The following is a 25542-nucleotide window of genomic DNA, read 5'->3' as shown; positions in this document are numbered from 1 at the left end:
TCAAACAATTTCGTCGAACTTCTTTCTGTTTTTCTGTACAATATAAGCAGGAAAACGGGGGTGAACTTATGGAAAAGTATTTCTTATACGATGAACATCTAGGAATTGAAATTCCGCATTTACAAGAAGATTGGGAAGATATCCCCGAAAAAATACAACATGCGATTTTATTAAAATGGGAACAAGTTCGCGGGAGAATCCCTGATCGTATAAAAGAACTTGAGCACTATATTAATACAAAACAACATCATTTAAATCACGAAGAAGACTTCGAAATTTCTTGCAAACTTAATTCAGAAATCGCCGATCTCGCTTCCATCATTAATGACCTTTGGCTTTGGTATCGACTCACTCAAAATGTTTCTGAGGGGAAAGCACACCAATGAAAAAAGCATGCCCCTAAATTACTTTGGGTCATGCTTTTTTGTCGTAACACGATTTACAATATATCTCTTGTGCTGTTTTCGCCAAACATACATCAAATGGACCAACTAATATACTTCTTTCTTTCGGCAACTTTACAAAAGCAACAAGCTCTTCCTCATATTGAATTTTTTTCTGGCATGAAACGCATATTAATTCTTTTCTTTTGAACATGTCTTTTAGCATATCTTTACTCTCCCCTTCATCTATCTATATTAATATACTCTCATAATAATTAAGACTTGTAAAAAAATGACACATTCCGAATCGAATGATTCATATACTATGTACAAAAGGAGGTCTCAAACCTATGCGAGCTTTCGTTATTATCGCTTTAACTTTTTTAAGTGTGATTAGTTGGGATGCGTTTTTTAAAGATAAAAATGATGAAAAGAATACAACTGAATAAAACCCTTTTTTTCTTACTTATTGGACAAACCGTTACAAACTGGCCAATCCTCCGAAATAAATTAGGCTTTTCTACAAAAATATTTAAACATAACATTTTTTGTAGATTCCCTCCGTTTATTGTCGGTTTCCATCCGCATACATTTTTTAAAAGTATGATATAATAGTATAAATCTTGAAGGAAGGGATTTTGATATCATGATCGCTCGAAGGAGCATGTGGCATCGTATTGACGAATCATACACGTAGCGTATTTTTTAGCTCAGATACTTTAGTCTAGCGAAAAAAATACGAGAGTGGGGAAATTATGATTGCCCGAAGGATAATTTGGCAAAAAAAAGACTCTTCTTACACATAGCGTTTTGTTTAGGACTTAATTGTTACTAACTAAACAAAACAAAGAAGAGCAGGATTGCTAAATGACGAATCCTACTCCACGTTTTGTTTAGTCGTTTTAAGACTTAAACTAAAACGAAGGTAGGGAGAATTGATGGACGAGAGGATTATTCGTTATTTCTTCAGCGACATATAGCGTAGTTAGTTTTTTCGTAAACTAACTGAAAGCTACATGTGAGCTCGTAGTTAGTTTACAACACAAAAAGGACTACTAACTACGGAAAGAAGGAATAACGATGAGGAACATCCAAAGTCGGCAAATTATTAAAGAAATTTTTATGGTTTTAATCGGTTCATTTATTTTAGCAGCAGCGCTATATCACATTCACTTCCAAAACCACTTAACAGAAGGTGGCTTTGTAGGAATTGCACTATTCATCCAAAATTTTTATGATATTTCACCATCTATTTCAACTGTAATTATGGATATCCCAATTATTTTACTATGTGCTTCATTTTTAGGTAAAAAAATGGTTGGCTATTCATTCCTAGGTTCGATTTCATTCGGAGTATTTTATTCTCTTATGGAAAATTATTCTCCATTTACGGTCGATTTATCAAATAATTTATTTATAGCTGCAGTAGTTGGCGGTGCGTTAGCTGGTATTGGACTCGGTTTTATATTGCGATTTGGCGGTGCAACCGGCGGAGACGATATTTTAACAATTGTATTAAGTAAACGAACTCGCTTTACAATTGGGCAAATTTTCTTCGTCTTTGACGCGATTGTTCTTGCGCTTTCATTATATTATTTAAATTGGACAGAAATTGCTTTTACTATTCTTTCAATTGCTGTACAGGCAAAAACATTGGATTTAATTTATTATCCAAAAGCAGAGAAGAAAGCAGAAAAGCAACCAGTATCTATTCCAATGTCCAAAAAGCATGCAACAAATTAAAAAAGCGAAAGGCCTCGGCCTCTCGCTTTTTTTTTACGCTCTTTTTTCCTTCTCGATTATGTGGCGCACTTGATAAAATCTATTTGCAAATTCAGTAACGTTTCTTGTTAAACGATAATTCACTGTAGACCCGATTGCCATTCCAATTACCGGAATACCTTGGAATAGTTTACGACGAAGAGCATAAATCGAAAATGTTTTCAAAATTTGTTTTAACACAACTTCAGTAGAAGCTGGTTGTAACACCGCTTCGTCTCCTTCGTAGAAGAACGAATCTTCTTGCTCTAGCTCTTGCAGTAAATTGTACCATGCGTATTGCTGAAGCCTTCCTGGTAGTAATGACGCATGAAATACCTTTAACGCAAGCATCATTTCATAAGGCTTGTTCACATCATGTCCAAATGATGTGGCAATAAGTTGGACAGCCTTCACATTTAACGCAATCATAACTGGAAAATCAGCCGTTAATAATAATAAACCTCCAGCACCCGTTGCTCCGCCTTGTACGAATGAATATAGGCGATGTCTCGCTGTTTGCTGCTCTGCTATGTATGTTAATTGATCAATAGATAATGCTTTCAAATCCTCTAGTTGCTCAATCGATTCATCAAATAATCTCGACGTTCCTAAAATACGATTACGCGCATCTAACTGTGTTTGTGAACTTTGAATCAATGCATGCAAATGAAAGAGCCATCCATCTGCTTTCGTAAAGAAATCTTTTCGTTTTTTCTCAGGTAATTTCGCAATTGTAGTATGTACCCATTTATCAAACATTTTTTGAAAGTCAGTCGCTTCTTGCTCAACTAATTGCGATTCCCATTCTTTTATATTGTCTAAAATGGCTTGTTCTCGCTTCGATCGCATCGTAACAACCACCTCGTTCGATTTTTTTCTATTGTAACATATTTCTGCTTCTTCTTTGCAAATATGCTTGTCTATCTTTATTCACATACCATTTTTTAATGACATAAAATATTAGCAAAAAGGATGAGATGAATCACATGAATCTATCCAATATAAAAAAAGAATATAATGCAGTATTCAGCTTAGGACAAAACTGCTGGCCTGCTTGGGCTTTATATCAATTCGGATTATCACCATTTTTTGGTGTTATCGATTTTATGCTAAGCCCTTCATTAGAAAAAGTGAATGTATTATTACAAAATCGATTTGACCGTTTTTTACAGTTCGAAAACTTATCCTTCATCTCATTTTGGGATGATGATGCGAAATTAAGACTCCGTGACAACCTATATGAAATCGACTCCTGTCACGACTTTAAAACAGATGTAAACACACCAACTTCCTGGCCTTCTTATACAGAAATTAAGTTAAACTATGAGCATCGAATTAATCGTTTTCTAACTACAATCGAAACGGCAGAATCCACATTGTTTATTCGAACGGGAGGAACATACGAAGAAGCACGTTCCTTGGAACAAATTTTATCTCAAATAGTCAAACATAATTTTTCTGTCCTGTTACTCATTCCTGCAGATGTACCAACTATTGTCCAAGAAGATTGGCGATTGCAAAATATTTGCGTTATAAAATGCCCTATTATGGATGTATATCAGTACAATGAAGCATTTTGGAATGACTTATTTGATGGAATCACGATTAGACCGCAGGCTTAAATACACGATACTTTTTATTACACATTGTCTTATAATCATCCTTATACAGAAGAAATAAGGAGTGATTATATATGTATCCACGTGCAAAAGCTTTTGGCATTGCTATATATCACGATCGCCTTCTCGTACAAGAATATCATACAGGCGATGAAACATATTACCGACCTCTTGGTGGTTCAATTGAACTTGGTGAAAAATCAGCACATACCGTTATTCGTGAATTTCAAGAAGAGCTTCATACCGAAGTGGAAATCACCAATTATTTAGGTTGCTTAGAAAACATCTTTCACCTTGATGGAGAAATTGGTCATGAAATCATTCAGCTATATTCTTTACACTTATTAGATATGTCACTATATGAAATGGAAATACTGAATATACAAGATGAACAAACAGCATCATATGCAAAATGGATTCCCATGACAGCATTCATTCAAAAAGAGAAAGCACTATATCCAAATGGGCTCTTGAAATATATCCAAAAGAAAAAAGACGAAACCCTATAGGATCTCGTCTTTTTTTCATATAGTATATTAACCAATATCTCCAAGACGTAGTACGTCACGAGCGATCATAACTTCTTCGTCAGTTGGAATTACGATAATTTTTACTGGAGAGTGTGGGAAGCTGATGAATGCTTCTTCACCGAATACGTTATTACGTTTTACGTCGAAGTATACGCCCATGTACTCAAGGCCTTCTAATACGCGCTCACGAATAATCGCACTGTTTTCACCTACACCAGCTGTAAAGATGATTGCGTCTACACCTTTCATACGAGCTGTGTAAGAACCGATGTATTTGTGGATACGGCTTACGAATACATCAAGTGCTACTTTCGCACGGTGATCGCCTTCTTCTTCTTTCGCAATGATGTCACGTAGGTCACTAGAATAACCAGTAAGACCTAACATACCACTCTTCTTGTTTAATACGTTAACTACTTCTTCTACTGTTTGGCCTGTTTTTTCCATGATGTATGGAATTAACGCAGGGTCAAGGTTACCAGAACGTGTACCCATTGTTACACCAGCAAGTGGAGTGAAGCCCATAGAAGTATCGATAGATTTACCGCCTTCTACTGCTGCGATACTTGCACCGTTACCTAAGTGACAAGAAAGTAAGCTTAAGCTTTCAATTGGACGACCTAATAATTCAGCCGCACGCTCCGTTACATATTTATGAGAAGTTCCGTGGAAACCGTATTTACGGATGCCGAATTTTTCATAGTACTCATATGGTAAGCTGTATAGGAATGCAGATTCCGGCATTGTTTGGTGGAATGCTGTATCGAATACTGCTACTGCTGGTACGTTTGGTAATACTTCTTGGAATGCTTTAATACCAACAAGGTTTGCTGGGTTATGAAGTGGTGCTAAATCGCTTAATTCTTCGATATCAGCTAATACTTCATCAGTAATTAAAACAGAGTCAGCAAATTTTTCGCCGCCGTGAACAACACGGTGACCGATACCGCCAATCTCATCTAGAGATTTAACGATTCCGTTTTCAGTTAATTTTTTAAGAAGCATATTAACTGCTACTGCGTGATCTGGAATGTTTGTAATTTCTTTTTGTTTTTCGCCATCTACAGTAATAGTGAAGATACTATCTTCTAAACCGATACGTTCTACTAAACCTTTTGTTAATACTGTTTCACTTGGCATTTCAAATAATTGGAATTTTAAGGAAGAGCTTCCTGCGTTAATCGCGATGATTTTTGACATCTAGTCTTTCGCCCCTTTTTCTCTTGGTAGTTGTGTGGATGTTTCCACAAACCGCTCGATTTTATCTAATCAAATTTACTAAATATGAAAACGTTTCATCATTAGCAAATTTTATACTCACGATTTTAATTTAAACATCGTCCGACATATATTTCAAGTGAAAAAATTGTAACACCAAGAAAAAATATATATTACAGATTTCAAAAAAATTCAGTTAAATCTAGTATATATTTAAAAATATGACATATTATATAAAACTGTACTACATGAATTACTAACCCTGTTACATATACCCGACTTTATTTATGTGTTGCAAACCAAGTATTTAATTGATCCATAATGTTCTCCATCGCCTTCATGTTAGAGAATTTAGGCAACTCCACTAATAACGCCTGTTTTGGCATTGTTACATTAGAGCCTTTCTTTTGGAGAACAAATATACTTTTTGCATTTTTCTCGTTTTTAAACATGGAAACAGGAAGCTGTAGTAATCCTTGAATAAAGCATGTTTCTTTAATAAATGCATGTAATTTTGGTGCCTGATCACTTTCAAAAATGAAGTTCGGTACTAAGAAGAATAAGTACCCGCCCTCTTTCGTATGTTTCACACTTTGCTCAATAAATAAGTGATGGGCATACGACATTCCTTCATCTGCTTTTAATTTATATTCACTTGCACCGATTTCGTTTGGATAGTAACCAATCGGTAAGTCTGAAACGACTGCATCAACTGGATCGATATAAAGTGGTGCTAGTCCATCTTGATGGAAGAATTCGATTGCATGCTTTTGTAAATTTGCATTTACTAAAGCAAGTTTAATTAGCACTTCATCCACTTCTACACCAAATCCACTCATTATTAGCCCTTCTTTGGCGCTATTAAACACTGTAGTCATTAAATTTCCTGTTCCAATTGCAGGATCTAAAACTGTGATCTCGTTTTGACCTTGCATAAATTTATGGAATAAGTAACTCATGAACATTCCAACTGCATCAGGCGTCATTTCATGATTCGCTTGTACGCCTTCTTTCATTCCTTTTAAGATGGCTAACTGAAATGCTTTACGAATTTCTTCACCTTTATATGTTTCTTCATTAAACGTACTATATTCACGATTCAGCCTTTCAATTGCTGATTCGGATAATTCCTCTTGTGAAATCGCTCCCTCAAACAAGTTATCACCTGTTTCTACAAGCGCCTCTAAATATGTTACATCTAATTCTTTACGTAAAACTACCGCAGAAGAATCAAAAATAGAAAATAATGTTTCCACTGTCTGACTCACGTACATTCCTCCTTCTCTCTTTTACACATAACTTATATCATACCACAAAGTGATTTTTTCCAAAAAGAAAAAGCGACCTCCAGCAAAGAGCTCCCCTTAAGTTATATATGATATAACGCTTTTTCTCATATATTGGTACCATTACGCAGCAATATATGAGAAAAAACGACCTCTTTATAAGAGGTCATTTCCTTCACATTATTTTGCCGATTTAGCTGCTTCTAATGCTGCTTCATAGTTTGGATGGCTTGTACCTTCGCTTACGTATTCTGCGTAAACTACTTTGTCGTTGCTATCTACTACGAATACTGCACGAGCAAGTAAACGAAGCTCTTTCATTACTAAGCCGTAAGCTTCACCGAATGAAAGGTCGCGGTGGTCAGAAAGTGTTACAACATTTTCTAAACCGTTTGCTGCACACCAGCGTTTTTGAGCGAATGGTAAGTCAGCGCTAATTGTTAATACTTTCGCGTTTTCAATACCTGCTGCATCTTGGTTAAAACGACGTGTTTGTGCATCACACACACCTGTGTCGATTGAAGGTACAACACTAATTAATTTTACTTCACCTTTGTATGTCTCTAAACTTACTGGAGATAAGTCGTTTGCTAATACTTGGAAGTTTGGCGCTTGATCGCCAACTTTAACTTCTGTTCCAACTAAAGTCATTGGATTACCTTTAAAAGTTACGTTTGCCACTTGAAAATCCTCCCTTATTTAAACAAAATATGTACAATGTAAATGATAGTTTGTCCCTATCGATAATGCAAATAAAATCGCTTTATTTACAAAAAAATTAAAGAAGCCAATCCATTGATCAGCTTCTTTATTCGTTAAATTTGAAATTCAGGATCATCTTCTTTTCGTTTATCCATCATTTCTTTCACTTTATCAACAGCTTGTGGCGCTAATTCAATTATTTTATCGATGACGTGTGTTTGCTTATCTAAGTGTAATACTTTCACACCTTCTCCATTTATAACAAGGAAGGCAACAGGATTAATAGAAACTCCTCCACCACTTCCCCCGCCAAATGGATGACGGCCTGAATGTTCTACTTTACCAAATTCACTTCCACCAGCAGCAAATCCAAAACTGACTTTCGAAACGGTAAGAATTACACTTCCATCTGCCGCTTTAATTGGGTCACCAACAATTGTATTTACATCAGTCATTTGTTTTAAATGCTGCATTGCGGTTGTCATTAAACCTTGAATTGGATGGTCCATTCTATATCCCCCCTATGCTTGAACAGATTTTTCTGTCATACCAGATCTTTGCTTTCTCATAAACATGAGTAATTTCACCGCTGTTTTTACAGTACGGAATATACGAAAAGATGCTGTTAACTCACATCTTGATGCAAATCCCTTCCCTTGAAAAACAGGTGTAATTTCAAATTCTGGTACGTCGACAATATGCATATATTGTCCTACAACTCCAGCAGCCATTCCTTTTGTCCCCCATGCATATCCAGTGACAATTCCAGTACTAGCTGCGTCGCCTGCTCCAATTTGCGTATGCCATTTCCAACCATTGATTTTCACTCGTTTGAGAAAATCTTTAACAATAGTATGAACGTCTTGAAGCTTTTTTATCAGCTCTCCAATGCTATCAAGTTGCGCCATAATTTTATTATCTATTCCACCGTCTTTTTCAGCTTTTTCGATTTTCTGTCCTGTCTTTTTCTGCTGTTTTTCAATTCTTTCCAATACATCAAACGTATATCGAATCATCCATATTTTCACTTGAAATAAACATTGTTTTTCCATTTCTGAATATAAAAACGTCACCTTAAGCGATATTTTCGATAATAGTATTAGCAAAATAAAAAGTAGAAGAATTATCATTCCAATTACGAGCCACTTCATTCGTACCATCCTTTCACTCCATACCCATTGTCGACAAGTTTATTCATCATTAAACAGACTTTTATAAAATTGAATATAAAAATTTTTCTAAAAATAAAAAGGGATTTTGACAATTTATATCGAAATATACTATTTGAACATATCATCCAGAAACATGCTCTGACGATATGTAGCACTAAGACTAGAAAATTTAACTGCAGTGGAGGGATACATAATGGCAGATCGTCGCAATTTATTTTTCTTTTATGGTGATGACAAAATAACACTCGTTGAAAAAATGAAACCAATATATCGTATTTTAGAGGAGAATGGATTTACCATATTAGATCATCCAAAAAATGCAAACGCTATCGTCAGCGTTGGAGATGATGGAACTTTCTTACAAGCCGTTCGTAAAACTGGTTTTAGAGAAGATTGCTTATACGCAGGTATTTCTACGAAAGATGAAATTTCTTTCTACTGCGATTTCCATATCGATCACATTGATACAGCCCTTCAAGAAATTACAAAAAACGAAATTGAAGTGCGAAAATATCCAACAATTAAAGTAGATGTAGATCACGGTACATCTTTCCATTGTTTAAATGAATTCACATTACGCTCTAGTATCATTAAAACATTTGTTGTAGACGTACACGTCGACAATTTACATTTTGAAACATTTAGAGGTGATGGATTAGTTATCTCCACGCCTACAGGAAGTACCGCTTACAATAAATCATTACATGGTGCAGTTGTCGATCCACTTATCCCATGTTTCCAAGTAAGCGAACTAGCATCTTTAAATAACAACACATACCGTACACTCGGATCACCATTCCTTTTAAATCACGAGCGTACGTTAACTTTAACACTTAAACCAGACGGAAATGATTATCCTGTTATCGGAATGGATAACGAAGCACTTAGCATTAAACAAGTGGAAAAAGCCGTTGTTCGTTTAAGCGATAAACAAATTAAAACTGTTAAATTAAAAAACAATTCCTTCTGGGAAAAAGTACAGAGAACATTTTTATAGCATGAAAATAACCGCCGAATTATGGGATTCCATAATTCGGCGGTTTTTATTTCTCTCGCTACCGGCCACTATTCTTGTTATTTTTTGTCGGTAAGTCGATATTTTTAATAATCGCTGATATATTTCGAGTCACGGTCGATATATTTCAATAATCTCTGATATATTTTCACATACTTTTTTATAGACAACCCGTCCATCAATTACGGTCATCGCTGCTTGTACTTCTTTTATTTCTTCTGCCTCTATTTCAAAAATATTGCGATCTAATATAGTAAAGTCCGCTTCATATCCTTTTGCGATTTGTCCTCGCTTCGCTTCTTTTCCGATTGCATAGGCACTTCCTGTCGTAAATAAAGAGACAGCCTCATATACCGTTAATCTTTCTTCCGGCATATAACATACACCGTCAATAAAACTTCTGCGTGTAACTGCGCTATATATACCTAAAAATGGATTCACTTGTTCAATTGGCGCGTCAGATCCACCGTTGCAGTGTAATCCCGCTTCCAGTAACGTCTTCCAAGCGTACGCATAACGAAGACGATGCTCTCCTAGTTTTTCAATGACTGATGGAAAATCCGATGAAACAAAGACAGGCTGAATATCAATAATTGCTTGCAAACTCTTCATTCTTTCAATTAATTCTTCACGAGCGAGCTGACAATGAATAATGCGGTCACGTAATCCTTCTGCTGGTGGATATAATTCAAGTGCATCAATGACATATTCAAGCGATAAATCACCGATTGTATGAATCGCTACTGGCATATGTAAATCTCGTGCTTTTTTCACTAACTCCGCAAGCTCTTTGCGTGAGAAGATCGCCACTCCATTTGTTTCCTGCGCATCTTCATACGGTTCACTTAATAAAGCTGTTCTTCCGCCAAAAGAGCCATCAGAAAAAATTTTCATCGCCCCAAATTCAATATAATGCTCATTTTCATATTCTTTTCGTTCATGTGCTACTTCATGGTGAACGAGTAAATGTGCTTTAAATGGCATTTCCTTTATAACATGAGAAAACGCATTGTGCGTTTTTCTAAAGCCACCGTAATAATTTAAATCTTCCGTATGCCCACCAACGAGACCATATTGCCAGCAGTCTTTAATCGCTGTTTGCAAAGCGCTTTGTAAATAAGCTTCATCAATTTCTGGCTGAACATGTTTAATTAACTCTTGCCCTTGTTCATATAAAAGTCCTGTTAAATTATTTGATACATCACGGCCAATTTTTCCGCCTTTCGGGTCTTGCGTCGCTTCTGTTATGTTCGCTTCTTGCAGTATGTATGAATTCACCCATGTCACGTGACGACAAACACGCTTTAATAAAATGGGGTGTTCTTTCGAGATTTCATCTAAATCTTTCACATGAACATCTTTCGTATCTATAAAGTTATTTTCATTCCATCCTTCTCCAATAACCCAAGAGCCCTTTGGAGCTTCTTCCACTCGCTTCCGCACGAGAGTCAGCACTTCGCTATAAGATGTGCAGTTTGATAAATCTAGACGGAGTAACCTCTCTCCATGCCCAATAAGATGCATATGACTATCAACGAGACCTGGAATCATCGTTTTCCCTTCTAAATCGTGCAATTTAACCGTAGCATATCGGTCTTCTAATTCTTCTTTACTCCCGACATCAACGATCATACCGTTTTCAACATAAACAGCGTCTACTTTTTCATTCTCTTCTCGCATTGTGTAAATGGTGCCGCCATACCAAATTTCTCCCATATATCCCATCTCCTTTGTTTTTATTGTATAAAAAAAAGCACCATTTCAAAACATGGTGCTTTTCTAAAAATTACTTTTGCTCAGTAGTAGACGTTGTGATTTGCCATTCAATGCTAAATTTATCTTTTAGTTGTCCGTATGCTGGGCTCCAGAACGTTTCTTGAAGTGGCATAATAACTTCTCCACCCTCTTGTAACTTTTCGAATACTTCTTTCGCTTTTTCTGCATCACTAATTTGAATTGCGATTGTTACTTGAGATCCGATTGCATGCCCTTGACCTGGGAATGTATCAGAAATCATAAGATCCGTATTACCAACTTTTAAAGTAGCATGTAAAACGCGCTCTTTTGCTTCAGCTGGAATTGGATATTCAGGATTTTCAGGCATGTCACCAAAAGTTTGCATGACTTCTACTTTTGCATCTAACGCCTCTTTATAAAACTGTACAGCTTCTTGCCCACTACCATCTAAAACTAAGTACGGATTAATACCTAAAATCATACGGACACCTCTTTTTTAAATTTATAAAACAGAACTTACGTTCGTTTTTATAATATCATATGGTTTACAGTTCATTCAACTATTTTCAAAATTATTTTGAAGGAATCTCCATCTCTTGTTTTCTAAGTTCAATACGGCGAATTTTTCCAGAAATCGTTTTTGGTAGTTCATCTACAAATTCAATTTTACGAGGGTATTTATATGGTGCAGTAAGTTCTTTGACGTGTTGTTGGAGTATTGGAATTAATGTTTCTTCGTTCTTTTCTATATTCTCTCTTAATACGATAAATGCCTTCACGACACTTCCGCGAATTTCATCAGGACTTGCGACAACTGCGCACTCTCTTACGTAAGGATGTTTTACGAGCGCATCTTCTACTTCAAACGGTCCGATTGTATAACCAGAGCTAATAATAATATCATCACCGCGCCCTTCAAACCAGAAATAGCCGTCTTCATCTTTCTTCGCTTTATCACCGGTAATATAATAATCACCGCGGAATTGCATCGCTGTGCGCTCATCGTCTTTATAATATTGTTTAAAGAGGGCTGGTGTTTCAATGTGAACTGCAATATCACCCACTTCTCCTACCTTTACTGGCATACCTTCCTCATCTACAATATCAACGTGGTTGCCTGGCGTTGGTTTTCCCATTGATCCTGGTCTAATATCCATTCCTTTCATTACACCAACAAGCAATGTGTTTTCCGTTTGCCCATAGCCGTCTCTTACTGTAGTATTAAAGTGCTTTTGGAACGTTTCAATAACTTCTCTATTTAACGGCTCACCTGCGGATACAGCGCTATGTAATGCTTCTAAACTATACTCACTTAGGTCTTCTACCTTTGCCATTAATCTATACTCAGTCGGCGTACAACAAAGCACATTCACCTTATTATCACCTAATAAGTTTAAATACGTTTTTGGTTCAAACTTACCGTGGTATACAAATCCTGTTGCACCTGAACCGAGAGTTGCTACAAACGGGCTCCAAATCCACTTTTGCCAACCTGGACTAGCTGTCGCCCATACAACATCATTCTCTTCAATTCCGAGCCAGTTTGGAGCGCTCGTACGTAAATGAGCGTACGCCCACGCATGCGTATGAACAACACCTTTTGGATTTCCTGTCGTCCCTGACGTGTAAGATAAAAAGACCATATCTTCTTTATCTGTCTTCGCCATTTCTAACAGGTCACTTTCTGTTTCTAACGCTGTTTTTAAATTAATCCATCCATCTACTGACTGCTCGCTCAGAACGAATTTTTGAAGAGATTCCATCGCTTCTATATCATCAAACTGCCCAATGTACGGCTCATAACTTACAATCGCTTTTACTTCCCCGTGCCCAATGCGATATTCGATATCCTTTTTGCGCAACATTTCCGAACTCGGAATTACGACAAATCCTGCTTTAATCGCAGCGATATACGTCATGTACGCTTCAATTAAACGTGGCATCATAATGAGGAGCTTGTCCCCTTTCTGCAGCCCACTCTTTATAAAAGCGTTTCCAATTTTATTCGCACCTTGCATTAACTCAGCATATGTAACTTCTCGTCTATTCCCTTTATCATCTTGCCAAATTAAAGCAAGCTTCTCTTTATCACCTGTATATTTCTCTATTTCAGAAACTAAATTATAAGACTGCGGCGCCAACAATTCTTCTCTCTTCATAAACATCCTCCCTTTTCTTTATGCCTCCCTTATATAATAAAGAATTTTCAGTTAATTTTGAACCCTCTTCTTTTGACAAATTTTTTATGTCTATGTCGAAATGAATGTATAACGATGCAAACAACAAAAAGAAAGAGCGGGAGAACCCGCTCTTTCTAAGCCATCATATATGGGATTATTTTTGGAAACCGCCTAATTGTTGCTCAGCTAGTGAAACTAGACGTTTCGTAATTTCGCCACCAACAGAACCGTTAGCGCGAGATGTTGCATCAGCTCCAAGTTGAACACCAAACTCTTGAGCGATTTCGTATTTCATTTGATCTAATGCTGCTTGAGCACCAGATACTGCTAATTTATTGTTGCTTGCCATGTTGTATCACCTCCTTGTGAGTATAGAGTGTGATAAACAACATGACTTCATACATATTTTAGATATGGTAATTTATGGTTTTAGAAAAGTTCTTCGAATTTTTCTTCTTCCGCCACTACTTCTACCGTTTGTAATACCATTGTTTCTTTGTTCGCTACAGCTTCATCGATTAATGGTGTGAAATCGTATTTCGCTTCAAAACGATTTGCTTTTTCACGCTTCGGCTTCGTCGCTGGGCTTGCTGGTGTGAATACTGTACAGCAATCTTCGTACGGACGAATTGAAATATCATATGTTCCGATTTCTTCAGCGATTTTAATAATTTCTAATTTATCCATCGTAATAAGTGGACGAATAACTGGATAGTTTGTTACTTCGTTAATTGTATGCATACTATCTAATGTTTGGCTTGCTACTTGTCCAAGACTTTCACCAGTCGTGATTGCAAGTGCATTACGCTCCTCTGCGATACGCTCTGTAATACGCATCATCATACGGCGCATAACTGTCATTGAATAGCTAGATGGAATTTCTTTATTAATCGTTTTTTGCACTTCTGTAAATGGAACAAGGTGAAGCGTTACACGTTTACAATACTTCGTTAACTCTTGTGCTAAATCAATTACTTTTTGTTTTGCACGCTCGCTTGTGAAAGGTGGGCTATGGAAATGAACTGCTTCCACAGACACGCCGCGTTTCATCGTTAAGTACGTTGCTACTGGGCTATCGATACCACCAGAAAGAAGTACCATTACTTTTCCGCCAACGCCAACTGGTAAACCACCAGCTCCCATATGCTCACCACACATAATATAGCTGTAACCACTGCGAATTTCTATACGTACATTCACATCTGGATTATGAACATCTACTGTGATATCCTCTGTATTTTCTAAAATGTGCCCACCGATTTCTGGAAGTAACTCCATCGTCTTCATTGGGAAGCGCTTATCAGAACGGTGCACTGTAATTTTAAATGTTTTCACATCGCCTTTTACTTGTAAGAAAGCTGCTAATGCACCTTTTTTAATATCTTCTAATTCTGATGGTACTTTCATCGCTAAATTAAATTTATGAATACCAAATACATCTTTCAATCTTTCAGAAATTGCTTCGTGGTCTTCGCCATTTAATTGGATGTACATACGATCATGCGTTGCATCGATTTTAATATTTGGGAACTTTTTCAGTTTAAACTTTACGTTATCTTTTAATGTGCTTACAAATTTAGAGCGGTTCTTACCTTTAGTCGTCATCTCTCCATAACGAACTAAAATATATTCATATGTCATCATATTCCTTTACCTCATCACTTCATGTAATTTTGGCATCGTCTCTTTCACAATACCTTCAAATTGTTTTACTTCTTCCATCGTGTTTTCTGGTGCCAAACTAATGCGAATAGCACTTGCAGCAGCGGCATGCGGTACCCCCATTGACACTAACACTCTGCTCACTTCATTTGCTTTTGAAGAACAAGCAGACTTCGTCGATACATACACACCGTGCTCTTCTAAAGCATGAACGACCACTTCTGGTTTTAAACCAACAAATGATACATTTAAAATGTGCGGTGCTGCATATGCAAGCGACGTATTGATCGTTACATCTTCCATCTCTTTAAAGAAACGGACAAGCTCTGTTTGTAAATTGTGCAAATGAGCTATCTTTTCTTTCACTTGTTCCATTGTCATGCGAAGTGCTTTCACCATCGCTACAATGCCAGGTAAATTTTCTGTACCAGAGCGATACTTAAGCTCTTGTTGACCGCCTGATAAAATCGGATCTAACCTCACGCCATCACGTACATAAAGAAGACCCGTTCCTTTTACACTGTGGAATTTATGTCCAGATATTGAGCAAAGATCAATATGAGAAGCATATAAATCAAGCGGTACTTTTCCTATCCCTTGTACATGGTCCACATGGAATCTTATTTTCGGATAGTTCGATAATAACGTTCCAATTTCAGCAACAGGCTGAATTGCTCCAGTCTCGTTGTTCACGTGAATAATTGACACAAGAATCGTATCTTCACGAAGTGCTCGTTTTACATCCTCTACCGAAACAACACCATGCTCATTAACCGGTAAATATGTTACATCAAAACCGAGATCTTCTAATTGTTTATATGCTTCAAACACAGACGCGTGTTCAATATTTGTTGTAATGATATGTTTACCGCGCGAACGATTCCTCATCGCTATTCCTTTAATCGCAAGGTTATTCCCTTCTGTTCCACCTGATGTGAAAATAATCTCAGAAGGTTTAACGTGAAGAAGCTGCGCTGCAATCGTTCTTGATTGTGTTAATAGACGCTCTGCCTCTCCCCCAAGCGAATGAATAGAAGAAGGGTTTCCAAAATATTTTCCAGCAACCGTTACGTACGATTGAAGGGCTTCTGGATATGGCTTCGTCGTCGCACTATTATCAAAATAGATCATCGTTCTTCCCCTTTCAGCGCTATCACATCATATAATCATATCACAAATACGTGTAATTACGCTAAGACTACTCAAAGGTTCCATTTTATCCCGATTGTGAAGGGCGATAATTAGTGAAGATGCCCTTACTGATTACAGTTTCACTTTATCTTAAAATGAATAACCTTACTGTATTCCGCTATTCATTATAGCAACATCGCCCTCAAAATTACACAAAAAAACAAACCCTTATGAAAGGGTTTGTTCATTGTCTACATATTCAGCTATTTTTTGAACAACGCCGGGTTCAAGCTGCTCTAGTACAGAAGCCGCTTGTTCTAAAGCTGCATCGTATTGATATTCACGGAATAATTTCTCCGCATAATTTAAGCTCTCTGCAAGGTTCTCATCGTGACTGCGATAACGATTACCGTATTGAATTAATTTTTCAACTAAATACGCTTGTCCAATTAACTCTTCTGTCATTTCAGCTACACCATTAACAGTTGTGTACGCTTCTTCTAAACTGCTATTTACAGCGTTCATATTTAACGGTTTCACTTCTAACTGTTCATATACAGCTTGCATTGCCATTTGTCCTCTTTTTAAATCTTCCATAATGCTTTCTGGAAGACCTGGCAAATTCGACTTTTGCATAAAACGTTTCGTTTCAAAAATGATATTTCGCATTTCTTGCAACTTCTCACGCGCTTCAAATTCCTCTTTACGCATCGTTTGCAGCATTTCTTTATACTCTGCATGAAGTACTTTTAACGTTTCACATTGCTCATAAACCTCTTCTAGTTCCTCACGAATAATAGAGAAGGCAATATCTTGTTCCGCAACGCGTAATTGTAGCATTTCAAAACGTTTCGTTAAAATGTGCATTTGCTTTTCAATTACTTTTTGAGACTCAATGTCCTTATCTTGTAACTGATAACTTTGTTTCACAAGTTGTGTTTCTGCTTTTGTTTCAAGCGTTTCAGTGCGGATTTCTTCTAAGTCTTCATAAACAGAAAGTGTTTTTTGCTCCACATAATGTCTCGCATGCACTTCTTGTTCCAGTTGATCATAGAAGCCATCTAAACGCGTTTTTAAGTCTTCTACTTTTTCAGCCGCTTCCGTTATATGAAGCTCCTGTATATCCATTAAACATGTGTGTAGTTGTGTCGTCATATCGCGAACTTCTTTAGGGATTTCCAAATACTCTAATACATAACCTTGTCTTACCATATCATTATGTCCGTGTAATAAATCTTCCAGCTGAACTGGTAACGTCGCTTGACACTCTACCAGTAAATCTGGAATTTGGTGAATAATGATTTCTAAGTTTGCTAAACCTTCTTCTAAACTAATAACAATTTCTCGCGCTTTTAAGTAGTCGCCATTATCTGTTGCCTCTTCAAAGCTTTTAAACTTATTAGATTCAGCGTCTAGCATCTCTTCAATTTTCTGCTCTGCTGCTCCATACATATGTCTATGAGCAAGAACACTCTTCTTCATACTACGATATGTATCACGTAACCCTTCAATTTCCGAGCTATTTTTTTCATGGCTTTCTAACAATTGCTGTAATTCATTTAAAATGTCTGTAATACGATTATCAGCGTCATCTAAACCACTTATGGATTCATTCATCGCATGCTTTGCTTTTCGGAAGGAGAATTGCGAGGCGAATTTTCGCGCTTGCGCTAAATCTTTATCTGCTTTCGGAAGGGTTGTTGATACAATCTCATCCCATTCTTCACGCCATTTACCAAACAGTTCTTCTGTTTGACCTGTCATGTTTAAATCTTTCACCCGTTTTAGTTCATCTGCCACAGGTTTATCTTTTATCTCTTGTTTCCACTGCTCCAGTGCTTCAATATCTTTATATGAACGATTTCTTATCACAAGCTCTATCATGAGCAGCACTAGAATAGAGCTTACTACAATGATAACGATCGTCAGGATAGAATCCATGCAAAAAAGCCTCCTAGTTATATCTCTTTTTTTGTCCGTTCCGTTTATGAAATGGAAGGCATTATGTATAAAAAGGGAATTCCCCTATATTTAACAACTAACAATGTACTAATCATACCATGTAATGGCTTGTTTTTGACCTAGTTTTTTTTAAAATTTCATGTTTCTTTCAATGCAATTGTAATCTTTCTCAATCTTCTGTTTGGATTATCTTCCATCATCAAATGATTGTAATAACAGGTTCTCTTTCATATGAGATACGAAATAAATTTTGCGCACAAGTGGTGGTTCAATAGGAATCGCATACACATTCCCTTGCTTTACCGCCTGCTCTATTGCCATTTCTGGAAGTAACGTAATACCAAGTCCAGCTCCAACCATTGCAAGCATCGGTTCTGCATAAGAAGTTTCAAATGCAATGATTGGTTTCGCACCTATCCCTTGAAACATATTCGTAATCATTTTCCTTACATCACAAATTTCTGGATATACGATTAACTTTTCATTTTGCAAATCTTCCATTCGGATTACTATTTTCTCTTTATAAAGATGATCACTTGAAACTACACAAACAATTTTTTCTTCTCGCATTTCTTTTATACACGTAGCGTCTTCTACTACTGAATCGACGAACATCGCTTCAATCTTCCGTTCTTTAAAGAGTCCCATTAGTACTTTCGTATGCTCAATTTTCCATTCTACTTCGAATCCATCACCTAATACATCTTTACATTTTGATATATAATGCGCTGCTAAACTTGGCAATATGCCTATAGAAATTTTCCGCTTCTCTTGAAAATTCTTCATTTCGGCTTTCACTTCATGTATGTGTTCCAAAATCGGTAACATCCTTGTTATAAATAACTCTCCAGCCTCTGTTAACTCCACTCCTTGCGCGGAACGCTTGAGTAAAGTAACCTCTAAATCCGCTTCTAACCTTTGAATTTGCTTACTAAGCGCCGGCTGAGAAATATGTAACAGCTTACTCGCCTTTGATAAACTTCGCGTATTCTTTACTTCAATAAACGATCTTACTGCCTCCAAATCCATCGTACACACCTCTAACAAAAAGTTATAACTGTCATAAAAAATCGATATTTCCTTCTATAAACAATTACTCTTTATACTTATTTCATCAACTTACTATAACGAAATACAAAGGGGAATGAAACTCTTGAACAAAAAACAAATGCTACTCGGATCCTTCCTATGCCTACTTGCCGTAACCGCTTGGGGATTTATGTTTCCTGTCATGGCAAATGCCCTGCAGTTTATCGATCCGTTCTTCTTCACAACTATCCGGTACGGATCCGCAGCTGTAATTTTTCTTATTTTGCTACTCATTACTGAAGGAAAAACTTCACTCCGCTTAGAAAAAAGAACATTTTCGTTATTCTTTTACGGAACAGTCGGTTTCGCTGGATATGGTTTTCTCATCTTTTACGGCCAACAACTTGCTGGGCCTTCTGGAGCCATCCATGCTGCGATGATTCAGTCTCTTATGCCGCTCATCGCTTTATTATTGCAGTGGATAACAAAAAACAAACGCCCACAAAACTACACATTCCTTTGTATGTTCGTTGCATTGCTCGGTGTTATGCTTGTCATTTCAAAAGGAAATATTCACTTATTATTTGGAGCTGCCAGTCACCTCTCAACAAATATACTTATGCTATGCGGCGTTACTTGCTGGGTCATTTATACGAACGGCGGTGCTCGTTTTCAATCTTGGTCACCACTCAGGTATACGACGTTAACTTGTTTATTCGGCTCGATTTCACTCATCGTTATCGTCACTTTCTTCACTTACACAAACATCGTTACTATGCCGTCACTTCGTACAATTATGAGCGTTCGTTTTGAACTCTTGTATATGTCAATTATTGCAGGTGTTATCGCTGTATTTTGCTGGAACACAGGAAATCGCTATATTTCATCTATTAACGGCATATTATTTATGAATTTAGTTCCTGTACTTGCACTTATCGGTTCCATCTGTCGAGGTTATACAGTCGACAAAGTTGAAGTTGCCGGAGCCTCCTTAACAATTATCGCGCTATTATGCAACAATGTATGGCAAAGGAAAGAAAGCACAAAAATCCCCACCTCAGTTCGATAGGTGGGGATTTTTCACATGTGAACAGCTCTTGGCAATTCGTAGTACATATTCGTTATACATAATGTTTGCTCCATCCATTGTTCAATTTCTTTCGTGTACATTTCTATGAAAAATGTCTCAGACGGAAAAGAATGCAGCACTTCTGATATATATTGCGGATATAAAAACGGCATATTCATCATGCCTTTTAATTGCGTCATAAACATTGTAAAAGATACCTTTTTAAATTCCTGCTTCATTTGTCCCTGTCTAATCATTTGCTCTATATAATATCTTTCTTTAGAAAAGTAAATGGTCATCACTTCGCGAATTAATGTCGTATCAAGTGAAAGCTCTCGGTAGAAGAAACGTGTCAGTTCCCTATTTTCAAATTGATATCGTAAAATCCCGCGCACCATTTGCACCATCACATCTTTAGCCGACAAATATTCTCTCTGTTCGAACGACATTTCAATCACATGAATATATCCTTCTAAAAAGTCAGTAATAAGCTGTTCTAATAAACCTTGCTTTCCAGCAAAATAATATGAAATATTCGCTACATTCACATCCGCTCGCTTTGCAATTTCTCGCACCGACGTTCCATCATAACCTTTCGTGTTAAACAACGATATTGCCGCATCAATTACTTTTTGTTTCGTCTGTTTCATGCGCTCACTTCCTCTCACTGAACAGCTATAGTTTAAATTTCTTGACTTTTAAGACAAATTCCTTTAATTTTCTATCGACAAAGTCATGTGAAATACATCGTATTTTGCTAATATTTTACACATCTCGATAAAAAGGGAGTTGTTTCCATGTTTACAAAAGAAAGTTATGCAGGTTCTCGTGTGCAGCAATACGAGACAGTAATTAAACAACTGGATGCATTATTAACTGGCGAACCAAACGTAGTCGCAAACTTATCAAATGCGTCCGCATTATTAAATCAATTTTTAGATCGTGTGAATTGGGTTGGCTTTTATGTAACAGAAGGAAATCAGCTTGTTCTTGGACCTTTCCAAGGAATGCCTGCTTGCGTGCGCATTCCATTTGGACGAGGCGTTTGCGGCGTTGCAGCTGAAACGAAAACAACGCAGCTTGTAGCAGACGTTCACCAATTCCCAGGACATATCGCTTGCGACAGTGCTTCGAATTCAGAAATCGTTGTACCGATCGTGAAAGAAGGAACTGTCATTGGTGTACTTGATATTGATAGCCCTGAAAAAAATCGTTTTGATGAAGTAGATCAGCGCTATTTAGAAAAGTTTGTGGAAACACTCCTAAAACATATTTAAAAAAGAAAAGAGTGAGTTATCGATTGCGTACATCACGTACGAAACCGATAGCTCACTCTTTTTTATTGATTACTAACAGTAGATATTTTCTTTAGTGCCTGCTCTAAATCAGAAACGATATCTTCCCATGATTCTAAACCGACAGATAAACGTATTAAATTATCGTAAATACCCATTTCTTGTCTTAACTCAGCTGGAATCGCAGCGTGCGTCATCGTTGCCGGATGCTGAATTAACGTTTCTGTATCTCCTAAACTTACGGCAATTGTAATAAAGTGAAGGTCATTGATAAACGCTTGCGTCTCTTCTTTTCCGCCTTTTACTGAAAAAGAAATCACACCGCCGCCTCGTTTCATTTGGCGAGATGCTAACTCACCTTCTGGATACCAAACACCTTCTACCGCATCATGATTTTTCAGGAACGATACAATTTTTTCGGCATTATCACAATGGCGGTCCATTCTTACCGCTAATGTCTTTAATCCGCGTAACAATAACCATGCATCAAACGGCGCCATAATACCGCCGATATCTTTTCGCATCGGGCGAATTTTTTCAGCTAATGCTGTCGTTTTACAAATCGTTACACCCGCCACAACATCGCCATGACCGCCAATATATTTTGTCGCACTATGAACAACTGCGTCACAACCAAGCTCAAGCGGTCTTTGTAAATAAGGTGAACAAAACGTATTATCAACAACGACAAGTAAGCCATTTCGCTTCGCAACCCGAATCACTTGTTTTAAATCGATTAATTTCATCGTTGGATTAATCGGTGTTTCAACGAAAATAACCTTTGTATTTGGACGGATTTTATTTTCAACATCAGCTTCTGTCTCCATATCACAAAACGAATGTGTAATCATAAATTTCTCTTCTAATACTTCTAAAAATCCGTACGTGCACCCGTATAATCCATTTGAACAAATAATATGATCTCCAGCTTTTAGAAAGCCAATTAACGTTGCTGAAATAGCTGCCATACCGGATCCGAAAGCAAGTGCTTCTTCTCCTCCTTCTAACACCGCCATACGTTCTTCAAATAATTTTACAGTTGGATTTCCAAGTCTTGAGTAAATATAAGACGGATCCACTCCCGCAAAACTCGCCTCTCCTTGCTGCGCAGTCTCAAATGTAAATGTAGATGTTTGAAATAACGGTGGTGTTAAACTTCCTTTATGTTCTTCAGATTTATACCCGTGATGAATTAACGCTGTCTCCATATGCTTCTTTTTCATAAAAACATCCCCTTTTATGTTTTTATCCCGCATATTCATCAACAAAAATTTGATGAACGTTTTACTTCATTTTATGTAAGCGTTTTATTTGTGTTTCTATCTCTTCTTTTATATCGTTTTAAATTCCTTCTTGTTAATTTCCAAAATTTATATGCATAAAACAAAAAGGGGATCACTTGACGAAACTCTGGGTAAAAGATATAATAGCGTTTGTGTAAAATAAAAAGGCAGCCTTGTAATGTGAGTTTATCGTTTGTATTTTGTTCCTCTACGGAGGTGTATCTCGTAACTCCCTGCTGCTGGAGCGAAGGTACATGAAAACAAAATGCCCGTAAATATCGATTACGTCTGTTTTTATTTTACGAAAATAAAAACATTTTTAAAGGAGGAGTCAACTATGGCTCGTTATACAGGTCCAGCATGGAAACTGTCTCGTCGTCTTGGAATCTCTCTAAGCGGCACAGGAAAAGAATTAGAAAAACGCCCTTACGCACCAGGTCCTCACGGTCCTAACCAACGTAAGAAACTTTCAGAATACGGTTTACAATTACAAGAGAAACAAAAACTTCGTCACATGTACGGCATGACTGAGCGTCAATTCCGTCGCACATTTGACCAAGCAGGTAAAATGCCTGGTAAGCACGGCGAAAACTTCATGATCCTTCTTGAAGCTCGTCTTGACAACTTAGTTTACCGTATGGGCTTAGCTCGCACTCGTCGTGCAGCTCGCCAATTAGTAAACCACGGTCACATCACAGTTGATGGATCTCGCGTAGATATCCCATCTTACCGTGTAAAACCTGGTCAAACTATCAGCGTTCGCGAAAAATCTAACAGCCTTGTTGTTGTTAAAGAAGCGATCGAAGTTAACAACTTCGTACCAGAATACTTAACTTTCGATGCTGATAAATTAGAAGCTACTTACACTCGTCACGCTGAGCGTTCTGAGTTAGCGGCTGAAATCAACGAAGCATTAATCGTAGAGTTCTACTCTCGTTAATCTCGGTACTCTGCAAAGAGTATTATTAAAAGCCTTAGAAACCTTGTTTATCAAGGGGTCTGGGCTTTTTTTATTTGTCACTAATAATGCAAAATAAAGCATTAAAAAGTATGCACCTGGGGCTAAGTGGGGCTAGTTTGGGACAAAAAATATAATGGCTGGCGTGTGTATAGAAATGGATAAGTGCAAAAAACAGATGATAAAAGGAGTTAATTGTTTTGAAAGAAAAATTCACCAAGATCCCTCTTCATGTACAAGACTTTCAAAAATTAAAAATGTTATTAGACGAATTGGTACAAGATGAAATAATGTTCATAGAAGGTCTTTCTAAGTATTCTTTAGATATTTCTTCTAAAAAATCTAAAGTCACCATTAACCTTAGAAGCGAATTTTCCCCCGATCCATACTTGGCGATTACTGCTATAAACATTACACCAAGTAATCAAGGTAAGGGAAGTATTGTTCTTGAATGGTTTAAAACATTCGCTAAAGAAAAAGGATTTGAACGATTAGTATTACAAGAAGTTATAACTGAAGAAGGTTACCACTTTGCATTAAAAAATGGTTTCTCAAAAAAGCTTAATCCTTTCGAGGAAATATTTAGAAAGCCCAATAGTACTGACGGAAATTATGAACTACATTTATAAAAATTAAAAAGTGAACGAATATTTTCCGTAGGCGTTCACTTTTTTACTTGGCTAATTATTTAATGTGTTCGGTTCTTTCCACGTTCAATCGCATATACATCTAATACATAATAAAGAGCACACTCGATTGAATGTGACTACATTAATTCTTCAATTAATTTATTTTCTTCTTCAATATATTTATCAATCAGAATCCATATTGACTTCATATTTTTATAAGATGCTCTCTCGAAATTTGATTTTTCTTCATCATTCGATGACTCTAAAAAAGAAGCCCACCAGGTAATATATTCATTACAGTTTATCCTTAAATCTTTTGTAAACTTATTTTTTCTATCTAAGTTAATCCAAATAAATATTTTATGATTTAACAATTCAAATTTTATTTTTTGCTTTTCTTTTTCATCAGTTTCCACACTACACCTTCTACCCAAATCAAGAACTTTTGTAATGTGTTCGAATAAATCATTTTGCATTCTTCTTTTCTCAGATAATTCTACAGCTATCCTACGATCTTTTTCTTTGTTTTCATTTAAGGTTCTAGCGTTATAAATTGATACAATTAATGTAGCTAATGAAAGAATTGATGTAATAATTAGTGCTATATTCACTTTGGTCCCTCTTTATGCTCTAAATCACCATTATTACATAAGATTATTACGATATACAAGGACTATGCATTATCACGATAATTTTCATGATATTTATCTAAATCACCCTTTTATTTAAAATATTGGTGAATTTGTTTGAAGTTATATTAATCCCCCTAAAAAAAGCGCAAAAAGAATCTACTTATAATTAAATCCCCCCTCTTTTCAAAATAACGTAATAAAAATCAGATTATCTTCAGATACCAAATTTCTTTCATACGTCAAATATTAAATTCCAAACTTAGCCACTTCGAATGCTGATAATGGTAAA

Annotated in this window: 27 protein-coding genes; 9 read left to right on the top strand and 18 right to left on the bottom strand. The window is 36.6% G+C overall.

Annotated features, from left to right (window positions below; all coding sequences use genetic code 11):
• The first annotated feature begins 68 nt into the window (after nt 1-68).
• Nucleotides 69-386 carry a radical SAM protein gene (locus KVT31_RS00345; protein WP_088098200.1) on the top strand — a complete coding sequence of 106 codons (318 nt, stop codon included), beginning with the start codon at nt 69-71 and terminating at the stop codon, nt 384-386.
• A gap of 28 nt (nt 387-414) precedes the next feature.
• Here KVT31_RS00345 and KVT31_RS00340 read toward each other — a convergent pair whose 3' ends face one another.
• On the bottom strand, nt 415-609 hold the full coding sequence (locus KVT31_RS00340) for a hypothetical protein (RefSeq protein ID WP_000910278.1): 195 nt from the start codon (nt 607-609) through the stop codon (nt 415-417).
• 854 nt (nt 610-1463) lie between these two features.
• Here KVT31_RS00340 and KVT31_RS00335 point away from each other — a divergent pair.
• The gene (locus KVT31_RS00335; RefSeq protein ID WP_048544413.1) at nt 1464-2126 is read left to right on the top strand and encodes a YitT family protein; all 663 of its coding nucleotides are present in this window, start codon (nt 1464-1466) and stop codon (nt 2124-2126) included.
• Nucleotides 2127-2159: 33 nt separating this feature from the next.
• Here the strand turns inward: KVT31_RS00335 and KVT31_RS00330 are convergent, their stop codons facing one another.
• Nucleotides 2160-2993 carry an EcsC family protein gene (locus KVT31_RS00330; RefSeq protein WP_088097989.1) on the bottom strand — a complete coding sequence of 278 codons (834 nt, stop codon included), beginning with the start codon at nt 2991-2993 and terminating at the stop codon, nt 2160-2162.
• A gap of 137 nt (nt 2994-3130) precedes the next feature.
• Here KVT31_RS00330 and KVT31_RS00325 point away from each other — a divergent pair, with 137 nt between their 5' ends.
• Nucleotides 3131-3766, top strand: a complete 636-nt coding sequence (locus KVT31_RS00325) for a DUF1796 family putative cysteine peptidase (RefSeq protein WP_088097990.1) — start codon at nt 3131-3133, stop codon at nt 3764-3766.
• A 71-nt stretch (nt 3767-3837) separates the two neighbouring features.
• Nucleotides 3838-4272: an NUDIX hydrolase gene (locus KVT31_RS00320; protein WP_088097991.1), complete on the top strand. Its 435-nt coding sequence runs from the start codon at nt 3838-3840 to the stop codon at nt 4270-4272.
• Between the two features lie 27 nt (nt 4273-4299).
• On the opposite strand, the gene ackA is transcribed toward KVT31_RS00320, so the two are convergent.
• The 5 genes from ackA to KVT31_RS00295 all read right to left on the bottom strand — a co-directional run bounded on the left by ackA (nt 4300) and on the right by KVT31_RS00295 (nt 8659).
• Nucleotides 4300-5493: an acetate kinase gene (gene ackA / locus KVT31_RS00315; RefSeq protein ID WP_088097992.1), complete on the bottom strand. Its 1194-nt coding sequence runs from the start codon at nt 5491-5493 to the stop codon at nt 4300-4302.
• Nucleotides 5494-5792: 299 nt separating this feature from the next.
• Complete coding sequence (locus KVT31_RS00310; protein WP_140392565.1) at nt 5793-6779, bottom strand: class I SAM-dependent methyltransferase; 987 nt, start codon at nt 6777-6779, stop codon at nt 5793-5795.
• Nucleotides 6780-6977: 198 nt separating this feature from the next.
• A complete protein-coding gene (tpx, locus tag KVT31_RS00305) occupies nt 6978-7478 on the bottom strand; it encodes a thiol peroxidase (protein ID WP_000024525.1) in 501 nt (166 codons plus the stop codon).
• A gap of 134 nt (nt 7479-7612) precedes the next feature.
• On the bottom strand, nt 7613-8008 hold the full coding sequence (gene ytfJ, locus KVT31_RS00300) for a GerW family sporulation protein (RefSeq protein ID WP_000350005.1): 396 nt from the start codon (nt 8006-8008) through the stop codon (nt 7613-7615).
• Nucleotides 8009-8020: 12 nt separating this feature from the next.
• Nucleotides 8021-8659 carry a DUF2953 domain-containing protein gene (locus KVT31_RS00295; RefSeq protein WP_002123030.1) on the bottom strand — a complete coding sequence of 213 codons (639 nt, stop codon included), beginning with the start codon at nt 8657-8659 and terminating at the stop codon, nt 8021-8023.
• A gap of 205 nt (nt 8660-8864) precedes the next feature.
• On the opposite strand from KVT31_RS00295, the gene KVT31_RS00290 reads away from it, so the two are divergent.
• Nucleotides 8865-9668, top strand: coding sequence for an NAD kinase (locus KVT31_RS00290; RefSeq protein WP_088097994.1), 804 nt, complete (start codon nt 8865-8867; stop codon nt 9666-9668).
• Between the two features lie 129 nt (nt 9669-9797).
• Here the strand turns inward: KVT31_RS00290 and KVT31_RS00285 are convergent, their stop codons facing one another.
• From KVT31_RS00285 to KVT31_RS00250, 8 genes are all read right to left on the bottom strand, one after another.
• Nucleotides 9798-11402 (bottom strand): amidohydrolase, encoded by a 1605-nt coding sequence (locus tag KVT31_RS00285; RefSeq protein ID WP_088097995.1) that lies wholly within the window; start codon nt 11400-11402, stop codon nt 9798-9800.
• Nucleotides 11403-11472: 70 nt separating this feature from the next.
• On the bottom strand, nt 11473-11904 hold the full coding sequence (locus KVT31_RS00280; RefSeq protein ID WP_088097996.1) for a VOC family protein: 432 nt from the start codon (nt 11902-11904) through the stop codon (nt 11473-11475).
• 91 nt (nt 11905-11995) lie between these two features.
• Complete coding sequence (mbcS, locus tag KVT31_RS00275) at nt 11996-13582, bottom strand: acyl-CoA synthetase MbcS (protein WP_088097997.1); 1587 nt, start codon at nt 13580-13582, stop codon at nt 11996-11998.
• Between the two features lie 175 nt (nt 13583-13757).
• Nucleotides 13758-13952, bottom strand: a complete 195-nt coding sequence (locus KVT31_RS00270; RefSeq protein WP_000157912.1) for an alpha/beta-type small acid-soluble spore protein — start codon at nt 13950-13952, stop codon at nt 13758-13760.
• A gap of 80 nt (nt 13953-14032) precedes the next feature.
• Nucleotides 14033-15247 (bottom strand): tRNA uracil 4-sulfurtransferase ThiI, encoded by a 1215-nt coding sequence (gene thiI, locus KVT31_RS00265; protein ID WP_000989277.1) that lies wholly within the window; start codon nt 15245-15247, stop codon nt 14033-14035.
• Nucleotides 15248-15253: 6 nt separating this feature from the next.
• Nucleotides 15254-16396, bottom strand: a complete 1143-nt coding sequence (locus KVT31_RS00260) for a cysteine desulfurase family protein (RefSeq protein WP_063260703.1) — start codon at nt 16394-16396, stop codon at nt 15254-15256.
• Between the two features lie 228 nt (nt 16397-16624).
• Nucleotides 16625-18337, bottom strand: a complete 1713-nt coding sequence (gene ezrA / locus KVT31_RS00255; RefSeq protein ID WP_088097998.1) for a septation ring formation regulator EzrA — start codon at nt 18335-18337, stop codon at nt 16625-16627.
• Nucleotides 18338-18544: 207 nt separating this feature from the next.
• Nucleotides 18545-19387 carry a LysR family transcriptional regulator gene (locus KVT31_RS00250; RefSeq protein ID WP_088097999.1) on the bottom strand — a complete coding sequence of 281 codons (843 nt, stop codon included), beginning with the start codon at nt 19385-19387 and terminating at the stop codon, nt 18545-18547.
• 124 nt (nt 19388-19511) lie between these two features.
• Between KVT31_RS00250 and KVT31_RS00245 the strand changes: the two genes are divergently transcribed.
• Nucleotides 19512-20456: a DMT family transporter gene (locus KVT31_RS00245; protein ID WP_088098000.1), complete on the top strand. Its 945-nt coding sequence runs from the start codon at nt 19512-19514 to the stop codon at nt 20454-20456.
• An 11-nt stretch (nt 20457-20467) separates the two neighbouring features.
• Here the strand turns inward: KVT31_RS00245 and refZ are convergent, their stop codons facing one another.
• On the bottom strand, nt 20468-21106 hold the full coding sequence (refZ, locus tag KVT31_RS00240; protein WP_000814939.1) for a forespore capture DNA-binding protein RefZ: 639 nt from the start codon (nt 21104-21106) through the stop codon (nt 20468-20470).
• Nucleotides 21107-21253: 147 nt separating this feature from the next.
• Here refZ and KVT31_RS00235 point away from each other — a divergent pair, with 147 nt between their 5' ends.
• Nucleotides 21254-21733: a GAF domain-containing protein gene (locus KVT31_RS00235; protein ID WP_088098001.1), complete on the top strand. Its 480-nt coding sequence runs from the start codon at nt 21254-21256 to the stop codon at nt 21731-21733.
• A gap of 62 nt (nt 21734-21795) precedes the next feature.
• Here the strand turns inward: KVT31_RS00235 and megL are convergent, their stop codons facing one another.
• Nucleotides 21796-22974 (bottom strand): methionine gamma-lyase, encoded by a 1179-nt coding sequence (megL, locus tag KVT31_RS00230; RefSeq protein WP_088098002.1) that lies wholly within the window; start codon nt 22972-22974, stop codon nt 21796-21798.
• A gap of 397 nt (nt 22975-23371) precedes the next feature.
• Here megL and rpsD point away from each other — a divergent pair, with 397 nt between their 5' ends.
• Together rpsD and KVT31_RS00220 are read left to right on the top strand one after the other, a co-directional pair.
• The gene (rpsD, locus tag KVT31_RS00225; protein WP_000135322.1) at nt 23372-23974 is read left to right on the top strand and encodes a 30S ribosomal protein S4; all 603 of its coding nucleotides are present in this window, start codon (nt 23372-23374) and stop codon (nt 23972-23974) included.
• 218 nt (nt 23975-24192) lie between these two features.
• Nucleotides 24193-24621, top strand: coding sequence for an N-acetyltransferase (locus tag KVT31_RS00220; protein WP_088098003.1), 429 nt, complete (start codon nt 24193-24195; stop codon nt 24619-24621).
• Nucleotides 24622-24758: 137 nt separating this feature from the next.
• Here KVT31_RS00220 and KVT31_RS00215 read toward each other — a convergent pair whose 3' ends face one another.
• On the bottom strand, nt 24759-25232 hold the full coding sequence (locus KVT31_RS00215) for a hypothetical protein (protein WP_088098004.1): 474 nt from the start codon (nt 25230-25232) through the stop codon (nt 24759-24761).
• Nucleotides 25233-25542: the final 310 nt, after the last annotated feature.

It is taken from the genome of Bacillus sp. GbtcB14, from assembly GCF_019091205.1.
Lineage (GTDB): Bacteria > Bacillota > Bacilli > Bacillales > Bacillaceae_G > Bacillus_A > Bacillus_A cereus_AG.
This window is presented reverse-complemented; position numbering and strand designations above follow the sequence as displayed.